Source organism: Paraburkholderia sp. GAS38 (assembly GCF_050434965.1).
GTDB classification, from domain to species: domain Bacteria; phylum Pseudomonadota; class Gammaproteobacteria; order Burkholderiales; family Burkholderiaceae; genus Paraburkholderia; species Paraburkholderia phenazinium_A.
Genome location: NZ_JBNDJO010000011.1, coordinates 201639 through 220693, shown reverse-complemented (window position 1 = coordinate 220693; position 19055 = coordinate 201639). Strand labels below are relative to the sequence as shown.

Here is a 19055-nt window from a genome sequence, read left to right as displayed (position 1 = left end):
ACACTACTGTCATATTTCTCCGGGTGTCGCCAGGCAGCGGCATGCGGGTCCGGTCATGGTTGGCGGTTTGAGAAGCGTAGTGCCCTATGTTGATTCTGCTTAATCTTCTCTCCGGTGTGGCGCTCCTCGTGTGGGGCTCGCACATCGTTCGTACAGGCATCCTGCGCGTGCTCGGTGCGGATCTGCGCACGGCACTCGGCCGCAGCACCGGTAGCCGCCTGCGCGCGTTCGGCTCCGGTGTGCTCGTGACGAGCCTCGTGCAAAGCAGCAACGCGACGGCTGTCATCGTCACCTCGTTCGCCGCCCAGGGCTTGCTGCCTCTCACCAGCGGACTCGCCATCATGCTGGGCGCGGACGTCGGCACGGCCCTGATGGCGCGTGTGCTCACGCTGGACCTCTCGTGGCTGTCGCCCATCCTCGTCCTGATGGGCGTGCCGCTGTTCCTCACACGCAAGCAGACGCGGATCGGCCAGGCGGGCCGCACGGCGATCGGCCTCGGCCTGATCCTGCTGGCGCTGCATCTGATTGTCGAAGCCGCCCAGCCGATGATGCAGGGTGCCGGCGTGCGCGTCATGTTCGGCGCGCTAACCGGCGACACGATGCTCGATGCGCTGGTCGGCGCCGCCTTCGCGGTGATTTCCTACTCGAGCCTCGCGGCGGTGCTGTTGACGGCGACGCTGGCATCGTCCGGCGTGATTTCGTTGAAAGTGGCGTTGTGCCTGGTGATCGGCGCCAATCTCGGCAGCGGGCTACTGGCGCTGAGCGGCACGCTGGCGCAGAACGCCGCGGCGCGGCGCCTCGCGCTCGGCAGCCTGGTGTTCAAGCTGGCCGGCGCATTGTTGATCCTGCCGTTTGCGTCGCTGCTGGCGCGCGGCCTGCCGGTACTGATCGGCAACCCGCGTGAAGCGGTGGTCGGGTTTCATCTGATCTACAACACGCTGCGCTGCTGCGCATGCCTTGCGTTGATCGATCCGGTGGCGCGCATCTGCAGCCGTCTGTTGCCGGACGTGCCGGCGCAGAACGGCGAATTTCGCGCCTTGCACCTCGACGCCGCGGCGCTCTCCACACCCTCGCTCGCGCTGGCGAACGCCGCGCGCGAAGTGCTGCGCATTGGCGACATCGTCGGCACCATGCTCGGCAACGTGGCCGAACTGATTCATCACAACAACCTGGCCAAGGCGCGCGAGACGGCGCGGATGGACGACGACGTCGACCAGCTTTATGCGGCCGTCAAAGGCTATCTCGCGCGCATCTCCCGCGAGCAGCTCGACGAAGTGGAGAGTCGGCGCTGGACCGACATCATCGCGCTGACCATCAACCTCGAGCACGCGGGCGACATCATCGAGCGCATTGTGGGGGACATCGAGGAGAAGAAGATTGCCCACCGGCTCTCGTTCTCCGAGGAAGGGCTGGGCGAACTGGAGGATCTGCATGCGCGGCTCGTCAGCAACCTGCAGCTCGGGCTGTCGGTGTTTCTGAACAACGATTTGCGTTGCGCCGAGCGCTTGCTGGCGGAGAAGGAGCGGTTCCGCGATCTGGAGCGGCTGTACTCATACGCCCACCTGGACCGTCTGGCTGGGCAGACCTTGCGCAGCATCGAGACCAGCGCGCTGCATCTCGACATGATCAGCGACATGAAGCGGCTCAACTCGCTGTTCTGCTCGACGGCCTACCCGGTGCTCGACGCAGCCGGTGCGTTGCACGATACGCGCTTGCGCAAGCGCGTCCTCGATACCCTGCACGCGCCGGAATAAACCCCTACGCCAGGATGATCCGCGCGACCTTCTTCTTCAGGGCCGCGAAGTCGGGCGCCTCGGCCGCTTTCTTGTTGGTGATCAACACGTCGATCTGCTCGGGCTGGCAGTACGAAATGCGGCTGCGCTGGCCGATCTTGCTGTAGTCGGCGAGGATCACCACACGATGGGCATTGGCGACCATCGCCCGCGCCACTTCCGTCTCCTCGTGATCGTAGTTGGTGGCGCCGTGCCGCGGGTCGATGCCGACCGGCGAGAGCAAGGCCACATCCGCCCGGAAGCGGTGAATCTCGAGGATCGTCGTGCTGCCTCCCGTCGCCATGGCCCGGTCGCTGATCGAGCCACCCAGCAGGATGACTTCGTTGGCGGCTTCCGCCTGCTGCTCGACCGCTCCGCGCATCTTCAGCGCGACGTCGATCGAATTGGTCACCACCGTGAGATTGGCGAGCTTCGCCAGCTCTTCGGCAAGCGCCGAGGTGGTCGTGCCGGCATCGATAAACAGCGTCTGGCCGCTAGAGATGACGCCCATTGCCGCCTTGGCGATCGCCGTCTTGGACTTGACCCGCGTATGGGCGCGTTCCGCGATGGGCGCTTCGTCGGCAGGCTTGATCGCGCCGCCATGCACCCGCCGCAATTCGCCGAGTGCTTCCAGGTCGAGCAGGTCGCGCCGTACTGTTTCGCGCGATACGCCGAGATCCGCCATGATCCGTTCGGTCGACACCCGTTGCAGGGTCGATAGCAGCGCGCGAATTCTCTGATGACGGTCTTCCTGCCACATGCATTTTCCCTTTACAAATGAGTCGGTCTGGACGGCTTTTGGGCCTTTGACATCACTGACACGGTTGTGTGTCGCGCCGATGTCATCGGCGCTACTTTACCCGCTTCGTGTTGTATTTTTTTGGTGCCTTGCAAATTTGTGTATTTGAATTTAGCCTTCGCAGATTAGCTGGCAGCCGGCCAATCCGAACACGGAATGTTCGAAAAGGAATTGAAATGTCCAATTTCGAACATTGAACGTCGCTTTTGACAAGCAAGCTGCCGTATGCTGGCTCCATACTAGGCTCGGCGGCCACTGTTGCCGCCGTTTTCGATGCGTGCCGCGACATGATAACCGGCTGACCGGATAATACCGTTCGGTTCGTCATCCTGACGATGGCAGCCCGGCGAAGCGCGCGCAACAGTCTATTTCGAAGGTGTACAGACGTGGCTACTGGGATTGATCGTACAAACGCCGACTGGCCGTATCCGCGACTGGTCGCGCATCGTTGCGGCGGGACGCTCGCGCCGGAAAACACGCTGGCAGGATTCGACGCCTGCAAGCGCTACGGGTATCGCATGGTCGAGTTCGACGCCAAGCTCTCGGCCGACGACCACCTCTTCCTGCTGCACGACGACACGCTCGATCGCACCACCAACGGCCATGGCCCGGCCGCCGAACATACGTGGCAGGAACTGGCGAAGCTCGATGCCGGCTCGTGGCGCGACCCGGCGTTCGCTGGCGAGCGTTTGCCCACGCTCGCCGATGCGGCTGCCCGTTGCAAGCGCGACGGCATTGCGGCCAACATCGAAATCAAGCCTTGCCCCGGACGCGACGTCATCACGGGCCAACTCGTCGCCGGCGCCGCGCTCGCGCTCTGGCAGGACCAGACGCCGCCGCTGCTGTCGTCGTTCTCGTTCGAGGTGCTCGCCGCCGCCCGCGACGCCGCCCCTACGCTCGCGCGCGGGATGCTGTTCGAAGCGGTGCCGGACGACTGGCTGCGCATCGTGCGTGAACTCGATTGCGTCTCGCTGCATGCAAGCCATAAGCATCTCACCGAGGAACGCGTCGCCGCGATTCGCGCCGAGGGTCTGCGCGTGCTCGTCTATACGGTGAACGATCCGGACCGCGCGAAGCTGCTCGCCCACTGGGGCGTTGACATGATTTGTACCGATCGCATCGATATGCTTGCGCACGACATGCTGTCCACGCCGGGAAATACGGCGTAAGGCATGGCAGGCGCGCCGGGGTGTTTGCGCGCCGAAGACAATCGTCAGAATGCAGTTTTCCTAACGTAGCAACTTTAGGCAAAGGATGGGGAATACTATGAACCGCACGTGGTTGAGCCGTGTTATCTCGATGTCAGCGGTGGCGGGCGTCGCCGCTGCAGGCGCCAGCAGCGCGTCCGCAGCGCCGCTCGACGCGCTGGTCGCCGCCGCCAAACAGGAAGGACAACTCACCGTGATCGCCTTGCCGCATGACTGGTGCGGCTATGGTCCGATGATTGCCGCCTTCGAAAAGAAGTACGGCATCAAGGTCAACGAGCTGAATCCGGATGCCGGTTCGGGCGACGAAGTCGAAGCCATCAAGGCCAACAAGGGCAACAAGGGACCGCAAGCGCCGGACGTGATCGACGTGGGTCTGTCGTTCGGCCCGACCGCGAAGGCAGAAGGCTTGCTGCAGCCGTACAAGGTGTCGACGTGGAAGGAGATTCCCGATTCGGCCAAGGACGCTGACGGCTACTGGTACGGCGATTACTACGGCGTGCTGTCGTTCGAAGTGAACGCGGACATGATCGACAAGGCGCCGGCCGACTGGAGCGATCTGCTCAAGGCCGACTACAAGAACGCCGTCTCGCTCGCCGGCGACCCGCGCTCGGCCAACCAGGCCATCCAGGGCGTGTACGCGTCCGGCCTGTCGTCGACCAGGGGCGACACCGCCAAGGCGGCCGACGCCGGCCTGAAGTACTTCGCCGACCTCAACAAGAACGGCAACTTCGTGCCGGTGATCGGCAAGGCCGCTTCCCTCGCACAAGGCACGACGCCGATCATCGTGCGTTGGGACTACAACGCGCTGGCCGACCGCGACACGCTCAAGGGCAATCCGAAGGTGCAGGTCGTGGTGCCGAAGACGGGCGTGGTCGCCGGCGTCTACGTGCAGGCGATCAGCGCGTTTGCACCGCATCCGAACGCCGCGAAGCTGTGGATGGAATACCTGTACTCGGACGAAGGCCAGATCGGCTGGTTGACCGGCTACTGCCACCCCATGCGCTATACGCAACTGGTTGCTGGCAAGAAGGTGCCGCAGGCGCTGCTCGACAAGTTGCCGCCGGCATCGGCCTACAAGAACGCCGTGTTCCCGACGCTGTCGCAGCAGGACGCGTACAAGGACACCATCACCAAGCATTGGGATGAAGTGGTCGGCGCGAACGTGAAGTAAGGCCGGACTTTTATTGCTCCAGCATGCTGTGTGCCGGGCCCGCGAGTGCGCCTTCGAGCGTCGCTCCGCGTGGTCCCGGCTTTAGCCTGATTGCTTCAAGGGTGACCTATGACCGCTTCATCGGATATCGGGTCGGCGCAGCCGGAACTGCTGGTTCCGCCGGTGCCCGCGCCTGCGCCCGGCGTGAAGGGACCGGGACAGTCGTCCCAGCTCCTGACCTGGCTCGGCGTTGCACCATTTTTCCTGTTTGCCCTGCTGTTCCTGATCCTGCCGACGGGCTTCCTGATGGTGGGCGCGTTTCAGGATCCCCAGGGGCATTTCACGCTCGTCAACTTCCGCGATCTGTTCCAGCCCGGCGTGCTCGACGCTTACTGGATCAGCTTCAAGGTGAGCGCGGCGTCGGCGCTCGGCGGCGCGGTGATCGGTTCGCTGCTGGCCTGGGCGGCCGTGCAGGGACGCTTGCCGGTATGGATTCGTCCGACGCTGATGACCTTCTCCGGGGTCGCCTCGAATTTTGCCGGCGTGCCGCTCGCGTTCGCGTTTATCTGCACGCTGGGGCGCGTCGGTCTCGTCACGGTTTTGCTGAAGAAATACCTCGGCTTCAACCTGTACTCGACGGGCTTCAGCATCCTCAGTTTCACCGGCTTGACGGTGACCTATCTGTACTTCCAGATTCCGCTGATGGTCCTGATCGTCACGCCCGCGCTCGACGGCCTGAAGCGAGAATGGCGCGAGGCCTGCGATTGCCTCGGCGGCACTTCGTTCCAGTATTGGCGTTATGTCGCGTTGCCGGTGCTGTGGCCCAGCGTGCTCGGCGCGACCCTGCTGCTGTTCGCCAACTCGTTCGGCGCGGTCGCGACGGCCTATGCGCTCACCGGCAGCTCGCTGAACATCGTGACCATCCTGTTGTACGCGCAGATCCGCGGCGACGTGCTGCATAACCAGAATCTCGGCTACGCGCTCGCGCTCGGCATGATCCTGGTGACGGGCCTGTCGAATGGCGGCTACATCTGGCTGCGCTCGCGGGCCGAGAGGGGACGTCGATGAACAGCCAATCGCGTGTGGGCGCCTGGACCGCGATGGTCGTGGGCTCGCTGTATTTCCTGATTCCGCTCGCCGCCACCCTCGAATTCAGTCTGCGCATGCGGCGCGGCGAATACAGTTTCGACGCCTATCGCGTGGTGCTGAGCGATCCGCGGTTTCAGGCCTCGTTCGGCTACTCGATGCTGATGGCAGTCCTGACGATCGTGGTCGGCGTGCTGCTGGTGGTGCCGACGGCGTACTGGGTCCGTCTGCGTTTGCCGAGACTGCGGCCGGTGGTGGAGTTCATCACGCTGTTGCCGCTGGTGATTCCGGCCATCGTGATCGTGTTCGGCTACCTGCGCATCTACAACAGCAGCTCGATCCTGCCGCTTACCGGCAACGAGCGCGCCACCGATCTGCTGCTGGTGTTCGGCTACGTCACCTTGTCGCTGCCGTATATGTACCGCGCGGTCGATGCGGGTCTCGCGGCAGTCGACGTGCGCTCGCTCACCGAAGCCGCCGAATGTCTCGGTGCAACCTGGCCCACCATCCTGTTCAAGGTGATCTTTCCGAATATCCGCTCGGGCATCCTGTCCGGCGCCTTTCTCACCTTTGCGGTGGTGATCGGCGAGTTCACGCTGGCGAGCCTGCTCGACCGGCCGGCGTTCGGGCCGTACCTGCAACTGATCGGCGCGAACCGCGCGTATGAACCGTCGGCACTCGCGATTATCGCGTTCGCCATTACCTGGGCCTCGATGGGGCTGATCCAGGTGTTCGGATCGGCTCGCGGCTCGGCCCGCGCGCTGGCCGGACAAAAACCCTGAAGAACTGAGGCATCGAATCATGGCATTCCTTGAGATCGAAAATCTGCACAAGTCCTTCGGGGCGAACACGGCGCTGCATCATTTCGACATGAAGATCGAGCGCGGCGAGTTCATCACCTTTCTCGGCCCGTCGGGCTGCGGCAAGACCACGGTGCTGCGTATGATCGCGGGCTTCGAAAGCCCGACGCGCGGCGTGATTCGCCTCGATGGTCGCGACGTTACGCATCTGCGTACACGCCAGCGCAAGGTCGGCATGGTGTTTCAGTCGTACGCGCTGTTTCCGAACATGACCGTGGCCGACAATATCGGCTTTGGGCTAAAGGTGGCGCGTCGTCCGCAGGATGAAATCCGCAAACGGGTGGGCGAGATGCTGGATCTGATCAAGCTGCCGCATGTCGCCGAACGCTATCCGTGGCAGCTCTCGGGCGGCCAGCAGCAGCGCGTCGCCTTGGCCCGCGCGCTCGCCGGCAAGCCGCAGGTTCTGCTGCTCGACGAGCCGCTCTCCGCGCTCGACGCAAAGATCCGCATTTCGCTGCGCCAGGACATACGCGCGTTGCAGCGTGAACTCGGCATCACGTCGATTTTCGTCACGCACGATCAGGAAGAGGCGCTGTCCATCTCCGACCGCATCGTGGTGATGAACGAAGGGCGGGTCGAGCAGGTGGGCACCTCTTCGGAGATCTACAACTATCCGCGCACGCGCTTCGTGGCGTCGTTCGTCGGCACGCTGAATATCCTATCCGGTCACGTGGTGGATCCGGCGAGCGGCAAGATGGCTGTTGATGGTCAGGAACTCGTGACCACTCAGCAGCTCGCGCCGGACGACGCCGGCAAGAAGCGTCTGCTGGCGCTGCGCCCGGAGGCGATTGTGCTGGAAGCGCCGGCGGCGGGGCGCAACACGCTGGCGGCGACCGTCGAAGAAGTGAATTTTCTCGGCGCCGTGGTGCGGATCAGGACGCGGGTGAAGGATGCGGTGATTTCGCTCGACGTCTTCAACGATCCGAATCGCCGTCTGCCCGAGCGGGGTCAGCCGGTGGCGTTGGGCTTCTCGCACGAGAATCTGCTGGTGCTGGAAGAGGGTGCGGCTTAGAACACCACTTCGGTTTTCTCGAACTGTCACTTCTGGATTAGCAGGTTTATCCGATTCGAAACCTGACGCAGACTAGGGCTCATCATCACTACGGACAACGTCCGCTAAAGGAGCCCCGGTCATGCGAACCTATCCCCGCAACAGTCCTCAAGCCGCAGCACGGATTGTCGCGCTGGTGCTGACCTCCGACGGACACGTCTGCAGCTCCGAGGAGCGCGCGCTCGACAGACTCGATATCGCCGGCCAGCTCGGTCTCGCGCCCACGCAATTCGCGCAGATCGTGCAGGCGCTGTGCGAGGATCACTCTATCGCACACGCGCCGCTTGCGCCGACCATCGGCCAGATCGACACGGCCATGCTGGCCACACTGCTGGGCGAGATCGACGACCCGGTGTTGCGCGGCAAGGTGATTCGCCTGTGCGTTGCCGTGGCGGTTGCCGACGACTATCTCGCGGATGGCGAGATCGCCCTGTTGGCGGCCGTGTTTAGTGTGTGGGGACTCGCTCCGGCACCGGCGGCGGTCACCGTTCGCCACGGCATCCCGCCAAGGGCCTTGCTCGATCACGAACGCGCGGCGTCGATCACCTGAGTCGCGAGCGGATGATGCTGGCCGCGCCGCGAGCGGATGGCGTGGATCTCTTCGATCACGCCGTCCGCGCGGCCGAGCCGGCGCAGTCCGCGCAGCAGGGACAGGTCCTCGGCGCCCAGTTCCGCGAGCGGAAACACGCCGAGCCCGCGCGCGGCGAACACCGCCATCAACGCGCTGTCTTCGAACTCCCCGACAATCCGCGGCCGGATGCCCGCCGCTTCGAACCACCGGTCGAGCCGTGCGCGTAGCGCGGCGTGCCCGGTGGGCAGGAGCACGGGCAGATCGGCGAGGCTCTGCGGAAAGCCGGCGCGCGATGCCTTCGAGACGATCGCCGCGGGGCCGTACCAGTCCACCGGCGAACCGACGAGGCGCTGGCTCACCACGCGCAGGTCCGCGTTGTGCGGCGCCGGCTGGCAGGCCAGCACCAGATCGAGCCGATGCAGCGCGAGCTCCGACAACAGTTGCGCATGTTCGCCTTCGTGGCACAGCAGCCTGAGCGACGGCGTGCCGAGCACGGGCGCAAGCAGCGCGTGCGCGGCGAGCTTTGAAATGCCGTCGGAGAGACCCACGGCGAGCCGCGCAACCCCTTCGCCGCCTGCTTCGCGCATCTCGTCGAGCAGCGCTTCGCCGATCTGAAAGATCTGCTCCGCGCGGCTGAACGCCGTCTCGCCCGCTTCGGTCATAGCGACACCGCGCCCCGCGGATTTCAGCAACTGACGGCCAATCGATTTTTCCAGTTCACGTACCTGCGCGCTGATGGTCTGGACGGCCATGTCGAGACGCTCGGCCGCGCGCGCGAAGCCGCCTTCCTTGACGACGATCCAGAAGTAGTAGAGATGGCGATAGTTCAGCATGAGCGGCGACACTTCGAAAAAATCGATATGTCATTCAGCTTATCACTGATTTATCCGAAGTCGTGAAGCGGCGATCATGGCATCACTTCGACATCACTCGGTTCACTTCGCCGACGCATGCCATGGACGCCCTGACCATTCTGATTTCCGATCCCGCTGCCTGGGCGGCGCTCCTCACGCTGGTCGTGATGGAGATCGTGCTCGGCATCGACAACCTGATCTTCATCTCGATCCTCAGCAACAAGCTGCCGGAAGCGCAGCGGGCACGCACCCAGCGCCTCGGCATTCTGCTCGCGCTGGTGCTGCGGCTTGGCCTGCTCGGCACGGTCGCGTGGATCGCGCAACTGACTCAGCCCGCCGTGACGCTGCTGGGCCACGCGTTCTCGTGGCGCGACCTGATCCTGCTGGGCGGCGGCCTGTTCCTCGTCTGGAAGGCGACCCGCGAGATTCATCACCACGTCACCCACGCGGACGACGCACGCGGCGCGACGAGTGCGGTGGTCCCGCTGACCGTAGGGGCCGCGATCGGCCAGATCCTGTTGCTCGATATCGTGTTTTCGGTCGACAGCATCATCACGGCGGTCGGCATGACCAGCCACATGCCGATCATGTTTGTCGCGGTCATCGCCGCGGTCATGGTGATGCTGTTCGCGGCCCGCCCGCTGTCGCGCTTTATCGACCGCAACCCGACCATCGTCGTTCTCGCGCTGAGCTTCCTGCTGGTGATCGGCATGACGCTGATCGCGGAAGGGTTCGGCTCGCATGTGCCGAAGACGTATATCTACGCGGCGATGGCGTTCTCGGCCTTCGTCGAGGCCATGAACATGCTGGCGCGCCGGGCCAGGTCGAAGCGCACCGACGCTGTCACGCAATGAGCGCTGGCGTACCGGCCGCGCATGGAAAGAAGTTGGAACAACCTGAGCGAGGTATGGCCGGATCGCTTTGCCCGGATCGGGCGGCTCGCCAGGTTGCGGATTCGAAGCTTTACCCTTTTTAGGAGAGACGCCATGAAATGCCCTGTTTGCAAGACGACCGACCTTCTGATGACCGAGCGCCGCTCGATCGAGATCGACTACTGCCCGGATTGCCGGGGTGTCTGGCTCGATCGCGGCGAACTCGACAAGCTGATCGCAGAGGACGGCGAGCGCGCCGGCGCGCCGCTCGTCTCCGGTCCGAACCGCGAAGATCGCCGGGACCGGCATCGCGAGTATCCGAACGAGAGCCATCATCGATACGATGAGCGTCGCTCGGGGCACTCGGGCCATTCTGGGCACACGGGATACCGGAAAAAACGCTCCCTGTTCGACATGTTCGATTTCGATTGAGCCCGTCAGCGGCCGTGAGACGGACGGTGGCTTCAATCGCCCGCGCCGATTTGACAATCCTTGACGGTAGGCGCGGCCAAATAATCCTAATATTGAGATGTGAGCTTCGCAGCAGGACCGCAACGCGAAGCCCACGAACAATAAAGTCTCCGATATACGCTTGGAAATGCCTTCCTGCCGCGAGGAAGGCATTTTTTTTGGCCATGGGCCGTCCGGAATCCCCGACGCCTCGCCTCCGGATTTCCGGAAAGCCAGACGCAAGACGCCGAGCCGAACAAAAATACCTATAAAAATCAAAGAGAAAGAGCCGTCATCTAGCTGGCATCGACCTTGCGAAGTAGAAGCGCGGCCGCAAAGGCCCGACAACTAAAGCATGGAGACAACGATGTCCGATTTCCCCTCCCCGTATTTATAACCTCGTCGTCTTGTCGCGGCCCGATGCCGTGCACAGGCGATACGTCCATTCGTTCGCATTGATGCGCAGCGTGGCAGGCCATTGGCTCATCCACATCGCAGGAACCATCGTGAAGAAACCCTTCTATAAAGTGCTCTATGTCCAGGTGATCGCCGCGATCATCGTCGGCATTGTCCTCGGTCATTACTCGCCGGCTCTCGCCATCGACATGAAGCCGTTTGGCGACGCCTTCATCAAACTGATCAAGATGGTGATCGGCCCGATCATCTTCTGTACTGTCGTCACCGGTATCGCCGGCATGCAGGACATGAAGAAGGTCGGGCGGGTCGGCGGCAAGGCGCTGCTGTACTTCGAAGTCGTTTCGTCGTTCGCGCTGGTGCTCGGCCTGATCGCCACGCACGTGCTGAAACCGGGTGTCGGCTTCAACGTCGATCCGGCCACGCTCGACGGCAAGGAGGTCGCTTCGTACGCCGCCAAGGCACACGGCCAAAGCACGGTCGACTTCCTGATGCACATCATTCCGAACACGATCACGGATGCGTTCGCGCAGGGCGAGATCCTGCAGATCCTGCTGATCGCGATGCTGTTCGGCAGCGTGCTGGCGACGCTCGGCGAGCGAGGCAAGGTCGTCACGGATCTGGTCGAAAGCCTGTCGAGCGTGTTGTTCGGCGTGGTGCGCATCATCACGAAGCTGGCGCCGATCGGTGCCTTCGGCGCAATGGCGTTCACCATCGGCAAGTACGGCATCGGCTCGCTCCTGCCCATGCTCAAGCTGATCGGCACGTTCTATCTCACCTCGATCGTGTTCGTGGTGGTGGTGCTCGGCGCGATCGCCCGCATGGTCGGCTTCAGCGTGCTGCGCTTCGTGGCGTACATCAAGGAAGAGATGCTGATCGTGCTCGGCACGAGCTCGTCGGAAGCGGCGTTGCCGCAGTTGATGCTGAAGCTCGAAAAGCTCGGCTGCTCGCGCTCGGTGGTGGGCCTCGTGGTGCCGACGGGTTACTCGTTCAACCTCGACGGTACCAACATCTACATGACGATGGCCGTGCTGTTCATCGCCCAGGCCACCAACACCGATCTCTCGCTCACGCAGCAGCTCACGCTGCTGGCCGTCACGATGCTGACGTCGAAGGGCGCAAGCGGTGTGACGGGCGCCGGTTTCATCACGCTCGCTGCGACCCTGGCCGTGGTGCCGACGATTCCGCTGTCGGGCATGGTGCTGATTCTCGGGATCGACCGCTTCATGAGCGAATGCCGCGCGCTGACGAACATCGTCGGCAACGGTGTGGCGACGGTGGTGGTGTCGGCGTGGGAGAAGGAACTGGACCACGCGAAGCTGCGCGCCGTGCTGCGCGGCGAAGCCGCTCCTGTGAAGGACACGGAAGCGGCGGGTGCCTGAACCCGCGCGCGTCGCCCTTAGTCTCGATATGGGCCGCCTCTGGCGTGTCGCGGAAGGGCGCGAATACGGAATGGTTGGCGTCGCACCACTCCGTATTCGAAACGACAGAAGACCTGTCATGCCGCCGCGCTCCGCACTCCTAAGCGTCGTTTGAATGTCGAGCTAGCTCCATCAGGTTTTGTTCGGCTGTTTGCGAATATCCAGCGCGACCGTGCCCGGATCGGCAAAGTATTGCGGCAAGTCGAAGTCCACCCGCTTGGCTTCAGGATCCAGCATGGTCGAGCAGAACAGCAGATTCTTGCTGTCCTTGCCGGACGGCAGCGACGGATCCCGCGTGGGCAATCTGTACGTGCCGTCCTTGTCCGGGCCGAAAAACTCGGTGTGGATCGTGTCGTGAACGCGATCGTACGTGATAGCGGCTGCCCGATCGAACACGCGCATGGCCTGTCCGTTCGATGGCCAGCCAAACACCTGTGGGCATCGCGAGACCATTGTGACGGAACTCAGGGTTGAATTGTCTGCAATGCTCTTGAGGTAGGAGTTGGCCGCATTGCCGAGCAGCGCGGCGCGCTCGTTCAGCGCCTGGGCATAGTAGTCGTAGACGCGCTGGTCATGGAGTGTGTTCTCCGGCAAGTCACCGGCGGGTGGATTGCCAGGCTTGTTTCCCTGCTCCGTTTCGAATTTCTCGATGGCTGGACGCAACTCCGGCGTATAGGTGGACGAGAACCAGTTCACGATCGGCGTCGCGTTGAGAGCCGCTATCTTGTAGTCGTTGCTGGTTGCATCACCTTCGACTTTTAGACCTTCCGCATACAGGCCATTCTTCTTCTGCCTCAATATTTCCGCGTGACCGATTTCAGCCAGATTGGGAAATAAGATCGGCAATAGTGCGGCAGGCGGAAAAGCCATCGAGGCAGCTGCCGCGGCAAGGCCACCGCCTAACTCGAAACCGCTGTTCGCAACATTCCATTTCGACTGATTGTCGTTCGGATTTGCGATTAGCTGTTTGACATCGTTGGCAAGCTGCCCGACCGACGGCGCGAGACCGACTAGCGTACCCAGCAATGACAGCGATTTCGCTCCCAAAGCCAGTGCGCGGCCCCCTTCGGAGTTGATAACGTTAAGGACATCGCCTGCGGTCACGGCGCTGGTCGAGGTGATCGCGCTGATCGATCCAAGATCGGCGTGCTTTTTCACATTGTTGATGTCAGCGGGCAGTGATCCGATATCCGCCACCACCCAATGGCCGTTTTCCTTGACGCCTTTTGTGAGCTCGATGGATTTTGACGTCGCACCGGGGACTTGCTCGGACGTGTGTGTAGTCTCGACCGACTCCTGCGACGCTGGCGTACCGACGGGATTCGATTGTGCCGCGCCCGTGTCTGGCGTCGGGGGTGTCTGCGTTGCGTGTTGCTGTACCGGCGGTCGGGTCTGTATGGATTTATTCTCACTTCCCGGATTAGCCTGCGTTTTGGCTTCGCCAGTGCCGACTTTCGACTGCGTCCCGACCGTGTGCGTATCCGTATTGGCCTGAGAACCCTTCGAATTATCCGCGCCTGTCTGAGTTTCGGCGGAGGAGGTGTTGCCGAACGTGGTCTGAGAGTGCGCGTGTACCTGTCGCGGCGTGTGCTGCGTGGCGGAGTGATGGACAGACGGCGATGAGGTTTGCGTGCCAGCGGTCTGTCGTTGCGGACTCAACTGTGTTGCTTTCGGCGTCCCGGTGGCGGTTTGCGTGCCGTGTGTATCGAGCGGTGCGCCGGCCTGGGTGGCCGTTGTCGTCTCGTTCCCGTTGGTTGGTTCCGATACGTGCAACTGGGGTGGCTGCGGAGCAGGCGTTGTACGCGTCGATGTCACCGGAACTGAAGTTTGCGTTTGCACGCTGTGCTGGGGGGGCGCATGCTGGGTGCTACCGTCTTGCATGTCGGCTCCGTTTTGCACTCCCGCATCGGTGCTATCTGGCATTGGCGTCGTAGTACCGCGGTTTGCGCGGTCAGGCGATGAGGTTTGTGTCGTCTTGTGATGGTCCGGCGAACTCGCTGGCTCGCGCGGGCTATGAGGCGCCCCAGTGGACGAGTGTTCTCCCGCTGTCTGTGGGGCGCCATCTCCTTGGGCCGGCGCCTGCGGCGTTGAAGTCTGCGTGCTCGCGTCGGCAGCAGGCATGGTTTGCGTCGCGGCGTCGTAAGTATTCGGACTCGTCTGCGATGACTGCGTGCTCGTCGGTGTCTGTGCCTGTGTCTGCTTGCCAGACTGGTTGGGCTGTACCTGCACACCGGCGACGGACTGTGAGATTGCGAGGGTCTGCGTCGCCTTGGCTTTCGGCAGGGTACGCATGCTCTTCAGCTCGATCTGCTGTCGGTGGGGCGTCCCATGGCCTCCATGTTCAACGTTGTAGGCGCCTTTGCGCCGCGGTCCGTGCAAGTATTCGTGCGCCACAGTCTTCTTATCCGTCATTCTTTTCAGATCGATGCCGGAAGCAGATCCATTCGCGAGATCCTTGATGAGTTGCAATGCGTAGCGGGTGCGCTCGTCCTGGTTGCCGCTCTGCGCCAACTCTCCGGCGTCCCCGATTCCCTTCGTAAGGCTTCTACCCGCGTTGCCGGCGGTGTAACCCGCCTGATTGGAGCGTTGCACGTTGCCAGCCTTCGTAGTATGACCGGTGATCGGAGTGCTGCCGCTCGGCTTGAGTGGAGGAACCGCGTTGACGATACCGGCTACCTTGATCTGCAGCGTGTTGCCATTTGGCGGCGGGACCGATGCACTAGACTGCGCCGGTACTCCGGGATTTGCGTCTGCCGTACCATCCTCGTTTGTCTGCGGCTTTGCCGGCTCCCCCGGCTTTTCTTTAGCCGATACCGTGTCGCCTGTATCGGACGGCGGCGCTTTCGCATGGTCAGTCGCGCCGGTATCCCCGCCTCTTTCCGAACCGGCCTGTGCCGGTGTATTTGCCGGCGGGTAGGTCCTGGGCTTCGGGCCTGGAGCGGCTGGCTTTGTCCCGCTCGTTCCCTCGTCCTCGTTAGACCGATACGGTGTCTGATTCTTTACGTCGATTTTCATGGCGGACCTCGCTGGTGTGACAACGTCTGAACGTGCTGGCTCATTGTTCTGCCGCAAGCTCATCCACCGGTGTCACATATATAGCGCTCCAGATCGATCTGAACGCGACAACGAGGACCTGGCATCGAGAGATGCCGGTCGGCTCGTCGCGCTGTCCGCCCCGGCGCGTTATGCCACAATAGCCGCACCCCATTCACCGGAATCCGCCAACGTGACGCGCCGCCTGCTGATCCTCTTCGCGCTCGTCGCCGGGCTCGTGGCGGCGTGCGGACTCACGTGGAGCATCGCGTGGCAGCGCGGCATCGACAGTTTGCGGCGCAACGCCGCGGTGCGCGTCGACCGCACGGCCAATGCGCTCAAGAGCACGCTGGAGCGCTACGAATCCCTGCCGTACCTGCTGGCCGAGCATCCGTTCGTGCAGGACGTGCTGGTGAACCCCACGGCGCCGAACGTCGAGCACGCCAACCGTTATCTGGAAGACCTCAACCGCCACGCGCGGGCCACGGCCACCTACATCATTCAGACGGACGGGCTGTGCGTCGCGGCGAGCAACTGGCGCGAGCCGGAGAGCTTTGTCGGCGTCGAGTATCAGTTCCGGCCGTATTTCATGGACGCGGTGAAGGGCGGCGTGGGCCGTTTCTTCGGCATCGGCACGATCTCGCATGACCCCGGCTACTACATCTCGCAACCGGTGCGGCGCGATGGACAGATCGTCGGCGTGGCGGTCGTCAAACTCAATCTGGAATGGTTTCAGGGCGCGGATGCGTCCGAGCCGCTGATCGTCACCGACGATCACGGCGTGATCTTTCTATCCTCCGTGCCGGCCTGGAAATACCACACGGTGCGGCCGCTCTCGGGCGCGGTGGCAGACTCGATCTATCAGACGCGCCAGTACGCGCAGCAGGAGATTCCGCCGCTGCCGGTGACGATCGAACGCACGCTTGAGGGCGACGCGCAGATCGTGCGCATCGGCGGTGGACGTTACGCGCCGCGCTACCTGGCAACGCGGCGGGCGATGCTTGAACCTGACTGGCAACTGATCACCATGGCGAGCGTCGATCCGGTCGACGCCGACGCCCGCAATGCCGCTATCGTGACCGGCTTCGGCTACGTCACGCTGTGCCTGCTGGCGTTCTACTGGAGAATGCGCCGCGCACGCGTGCGCGAGATGATGCGCAGCCGCGAGCTGCTGCAGCGCGCGTACGCGGAGTTGAATCAGCGGGTGGCGGAGCGGACCGCGGACCTGTCGCAGGCGAACGAGCAACTGAAGAAGGAAGTGAGCGAACGCACGCGCGCCGAACAGGAGTTGCGCTCGGCGCATGACGAGCTGATTCAGGCGAGCAAGCTGGCGGCGCTCGGTCAGATGGCCGCGGGTATTACGCACGAGTTGAATCAGCCGTTAGCGGCGTTGCGCGGCTTCTCGGATAACACGAGGGTGTTGCTCGAACGCGGCGATCAGGAGTCGGCGCGCGAGAATCTCGAGGCGATTGCCGCGCTCACCGAGCGCATGGGTAAGATCACCAACCAGTTGAAGCTGTTCGTGGGACGGGCGCGGCCGCGCAGCGCGCGAGCGCCGCTCGCGCGTGCGCTGCGCAATGTGCTGGCGCTGCTGCAAAAGCGCTTGCAGGACGTGGAAGTGGTGTTGACGGTGGTCGACGCGGAAGCGGGCACGCGCACGGGCTTCGATCCGTCCGACGAGCATCCCGGGCTTGTCGCGAATTGCGACGATTTGCGGCTTGAGCAGGTGCTGATCAATCTGCTGAGCAACGCGCTTGATGCCGCGGTGGGTGTAGCCCCTCCGCGTATCGAGATCGAAATCGAGGCCGCCGAAGCGACGCTTGCGATCTCGGTTCACGATAACGGTCACGGCATCCCGGACGACGTCCTGCCGAGGCTTTTCGAACCGTTCTTTACGACGAAGGAAATGGGCCAGGGGCTGGGGCTTGGCCTTGCGATCTCATCCTCGATCGTGCGCGACGCGGGCGGCTCGCTGGTGGCGCGCAATGCCCCGGACGGCGGCGCGCTGTTCGTGCTCACGCTGCGCCGGGCCCGTGTGCAGGCAACGGACCCGCTCACGGCAGGGTCCTGAATTCAGGCGGCTTCAGATGCGCTCGGGCGCTTTAAGGTTGAGGTGATAAGGACGATGGTCAACAACAGTTTGCCGGTGCTGTATATCGAGGACGACGAACTAGTGCGTCGCGCGAGCGTGCAAAGCCTGCAGCTCGCGGGCTTCGACGTCACCGGTCACGCATCGGTCGAAGCGGCAGCGCGTTCCATCAGCGCGGATTTTCCGGGCGTGATCGTCAGCGATATCCGTTTGCCGGGCGCGAGCGGTCTCGATCTGCTCGCGCAATGTCACGAACGCGCGCCGGATGTGCCGGTGATTCTCGTCACCGGACACGGCGATATTTCGATGGCCGTGCAGGCCATGCGCGACGGCGCCTACGACTTCATCGAGAAGCCATTTGCCTCGGAGCGTCTGATCGAAACCGTACGGCGCGCGCTGGAACGCCGCACCCTGGTGCTGGAGAACCACGCGCTGCGCCGCGAACTGGCGGGGCAGAACACGGTGGCGCCGCGCATCATTGGCCGCAGTCCGGTGATCGAGCAGGTGCGCCGGCTGATCGCGAACGTCGCGCCCACCGACGCCTCTGTGCTGATCAACGGCGATACCGGCGCGGGCAAGGAACTGATCGCACGCAGCCTGCACGAACTGTCGCCACGGCGCGACAAGCCGTTTATCGCGGTGAATTGCGGCGCGCTGCCCGAACCGATGTTCGAGTCCGAGATGTTCGGCTATGAGCCCGGCGCGTTTACAGGCGCGGCGAAACGCCGGATCGGCAAGCTCGAACATGCATCCGGCGGCACGCTGTTTCTCGACGAGATCGAAAGCATGCCGCTCGGTCTGCAGGTCAAGCTGTTGCGCGTGCTGCAGGACGGCGTGCTGGAACGGCTCGGCTCGAACCAGCCGATTCGCGTGAATTGCCGCGTGGTGGCCGCGGCCAAGGGCGACATGCTGGAGCACGTCGCGGCCGGCACCTTCCGGCGCGACCTGTTGTACCGGCTGAACGTGGTGACCATCGCGCTGCCGCCGCTCGCCGAGCGGCGCGAAGACATCGTGCCGCTGTTCGAACATTTCCTGCTCGATGCGGCGGTGCGTTATCAGCGTCCCGCGCCGATCCTCACCGACCGTCAGCGGGCCGGTCTGATGCAGCGCGACTGGCCCGGCAACGTGCGGGAACTGCGCAATGCGGCCGACCGGCTCGTGCTCGGGGTGGCGGAAGATCCGATGACAGCTTCCGTCGATGAAGCCGCGGACGCCCACTCGCTCAAGGAGCGCGTCGAGCAGTTCGAGCGTGCGGTGATTGCGCAGGCGCTGGAGCAGACGGGCGGCGCGGTGGCGGTGGCGGCGGACCGTTTGCAACTGGGTAAGGCGACGCTCTATGAAAAGATAAAGCGCTATGGGCTGGCGGCGAAGGGAGAGGGTGAGCGGTGATGGGCGGCGCGGTTGAAGCCGGTCAGGCGTCCTGAA

15 protein-coding genes are annotated in these 19055 nt (G+C 63.4%); 12 read left to right on the top strand and 3 right to left on the bottom strand.

All coding sequences use genetic code 11. The annotated features are described in order from the left end of the window. Positions 1-86: 86 nt before the first annotated feature. Positions 87-1754 (top strand): Na/Pi cotransporter family protein, encoded by a 1668-nt coding sequence (locus P3T42_RS24725; protein WP_074300932.1) that lies wholly within the window; start codon positions 87-89, stop codon positions 1752-1754. Between the two features lie 4 nt (positions 1755-1758). On the opposite strand, the gene P3T42_RS24720 is transcribed toward P3T42_RS24725, so the two are convergent. Further along, positions 1759-2532, bottom strand: coding sequence for a DeoR/GlpR family DNA-binding transcription regulator (locus P3T42_RS24720; RefSeq protein WP_074300931.1), 774 nt, complete (start codon positions 2530-2532; stop codon positions 1759-1761). Between the two features lie 425 nt (positions 2533-2957). Between P3T42_RS24720 and ugpQ the strand changes: the two genes are divergently transcribed. From ugpQ to P3T42_RS24690, 6 genes are all read left to right on the top strand, one after another. Next, the gene (gene ugpQ / locus P3T42_RS24715; protein ID WP_429307492.1) at positions 2958-3740 is read left to right on the top strand and encodes a glycerophosphodiester phosphodiesterase; all 783 of its coding nucleotides are present in this window, start codon (positions 2958-2960) and stop codon (positions 3738-3740) included. A 97-nt stretch (positions 3741-3837) separates the two neighbouring features. Continuing rightward, entirely contained in the window at positions 3838-4950 is a 1113-nt protein-coding gene (locus P3T42_RS24710; protein WP_074300929.1) for an ABC transporter substrate-binding protein, read from the top strand. 108 nt (positions 4951-5058) lie between these two features. Continuing rightward, positions 5059-5997, top strand: coding sequence for an ABC transporter permease (locus P3T42_RS24705; protein WP_074300928.1), 939 nt, complete (start codon positions 5059-5061; stop codon positions 5995-5997). Further along, positions 5994-6797 (top strand): ABC transporter permease, encoded by an 804-nt coding sequence (locus P3T42_RS24700; RefSeq protein ID WP_074300927.1) that lies wholly within the window; start codon positions 5994-5996, stop codon positions 6795-6797. Before P3T42_RS24705 ends, P3T42_RS24700 begins: the two co-directional genes overlap by 4 nt. 19 nt (positions 6798-6816) lie before the next feature. After that, a complete protein-coding gene (locus P3T42_RS24695) occupies positions 6817-7887 on the top strand; it encodes an ABC transporter ATP-binding protein (RefSeq protein WP_429307491.1) in 1071 nt (356 codons plus the stop codon). Positions 7888-8008: 121 nt separating this feature from the next. Beyond that, positions 8009-8476, top strand: coding sequence for a TerB family tellurite resistance protein (locus tag P3T42_RS24690; RefSeq protein ID WP_429307490.1), 468 nt, complete (start codon positions 8009-8011; stop codon positions 8474-8476). On the opposite strand, the gene P3T42_RS24685 is transcribed toward P3T42_RS24690, so the two are convergent. Then, complete coding sequence (locus tag P3T42_RS24685) at positions 8449-9330, bottom strand: LysR family transcriptional regulator (RefSeq protein WP_074300924.1); 882 nt, start codon at positions 9328-9330, stop codon at positions 8449-8451. The two genes, P3T42_RS24690 and P3T42_RS24685, sit on opposite strands and share 28 nt — an antisense overlap. A 122-nt stretch (positions 9331-9452) precedes the next feature. Here P3T42_RS24685 and P3T42_RS24680 point away from each other — a divergent pair, with 122 nt between their 5' ends. From P3T42_RS24680 to P3T42_RS24670, 3 genes are all read left to right on the top strand, one after another. Further along, complete coding sequence (locus tag P3T42_RS24680; RefSeq protein WP_074300923.1) at positions 9453-10205, top strand: TerC family protein; 753 nt, start codon at positions 9453-9455, stop codon at positions 10203-10205. Positions 10206-10337: 132 nt separating this feature from the next. Beyond that, positions 10338-10655, top strand: a complete 318-nt coding sequence (locus tag P3T42_RS24675; protein WP_074300922.1) for a zf-TFIIB domain-containing protein — start codon at positions 10338-10340, stop codon at positions 10653-10655. A 524-nt stretch (positions 10656-11179) separates the two neighbouring features. Then, complete coding sequence (locus P3T42_RS24670) at positions 11180-12469, top strand: dicarboxylate/amino acid:cation symporter (protein WP_074301779.1); 1290 nt, start codon at positions 11180-11182, stop codon at positions 12467-12469. A gap of 171 nt (positions 12470-12640) precedes the next feature. Here the strand turns inward: P3T42_RS24670 and P3T42_RS24665 are convergent, their stop codons facing one another. Then, entirely contained in the window at positions 12641-15523 is a 2883-nt protein-coding gene (locus P3T42_RS24665) for a hypothetical protein (RefSeq protein WP_429307489.1), read from the bottom strand. A 151-nt stretch (positions 15524-15674) separates the two neighbouring features. Between P3T42_RS24665 and P3T42_RS24660 the strand changes: the two genes are divergently transcribed. Together P3T42_RS24660 and P3T42_RS24655 are read left to right on the top strand one after the other, a co-directional pair. After that, complete coding sequence (locus tag P3T42_RS24660) at positions 15675-17612, top strand: sensor histidine kinase (protein ID WP_429307534.1); 1938 nt, start codon at positions 15675-15677, stop codon at positions 17610-17612. A gap of 54 nt (positions 17613-17666) precedes the next feature. Further along, positions 17667-19019, top strand: coding sequence for a sigma-54-dependent transcriptional regulator (locus tag P3T42_RS24655; RefSeq protein ID WP_074300920.1), 1353 nt, complete (start codon positions 17667-17669; stop codon positions 19017-19019). Positions 19020-19055: the final 36 nt, after the last annotated feature.

Bases quoted from the DNA above. Each gene is read 5' to 3' on its own strand.
- P3T42_RS24695 (WP_429307491.1), top strand. From the start codon at position 6,817: ATGGCATTCCTTGAGATCGAAAATCTGCACAAGTCCTTCGGGGCGAAC.
- P3T42_RS24665 (WP_429307489.1), bottom strand. From the start codon at position 15,523: ATGAAAATCGACGTAAAGAATCAGACACCGTATCGGTCTAACGAGGAC.
- P3T42_RS24720 (WP_074300931.1), bottom strand. From the start codon at position 2,532: ATGTGGCAGGAAGACCGTCATCAGAGAATTCGCGCGCTGCTATCGACC.
- P3T42_RS24725 (WP_074300932.1), top strand. From the start codon at position 87: ATGTTGATTCTGCTTAATCTTCTCTCCGGTGTGGCGCTCCTCGTGTGG.
- P3T42_RS24705 (WP_074300928.1), top strand. From the start codon at position 5,059: ATGACCGCTTCATCGGATATCGGGTCGGCGCAGCCGGAACTGCTGGTT.
- P3T42_RS24690 (WP_429307490.1), top strand. From the start codon at position 8,009: ATGCGAACCTATCCCCGCAACAGTCCTCAAGCCGCAGCACGGATTGTC.
- P3T42_RS24675 (WP_074300922.1), top strand. From the start codon at position 10,338: ATGAAATGCCCTGTTTGCAAGACGACCGACCTTCTGATGACCGAGCGC.
- P3T42_RS24710 (WP_074300929.1), top strand. From the start codon at position 3,838: ATGAACCGCACGTGGTTGAGCCGTGTTATCTCGATGTCAGCGGTGGCG.
- P3T42_RS24680 (WP_074300923.1), top strand. From the start codon at position 9,453: ATGGACGCCCTGACCATTCTGATTTCCGATCCCGCTGCCTGGGCGGCG.
- P3T42_RS24655 (WP_074300920.1), top strand. From the start codon at position 17,667: ATGGTCAACAACAGTTTGCCGGTGCTGTATATCGAGGACGACGAACTA.
- P3T42_RS24700 (WP_074300927.1), top strand. From the start codon at position 5,994: ATGAACAGCCAATCGCGTGTGGGCGCCTGGACCGCGATGGTCGTGGGC.
- P3T42_RS24685 (WP_074300924.1), bottom strand. From the start codon at position 9,330: ATGCTGAACTATCGCCATCTCTACTACTTCTGGATCGTCGTCAAGGAA.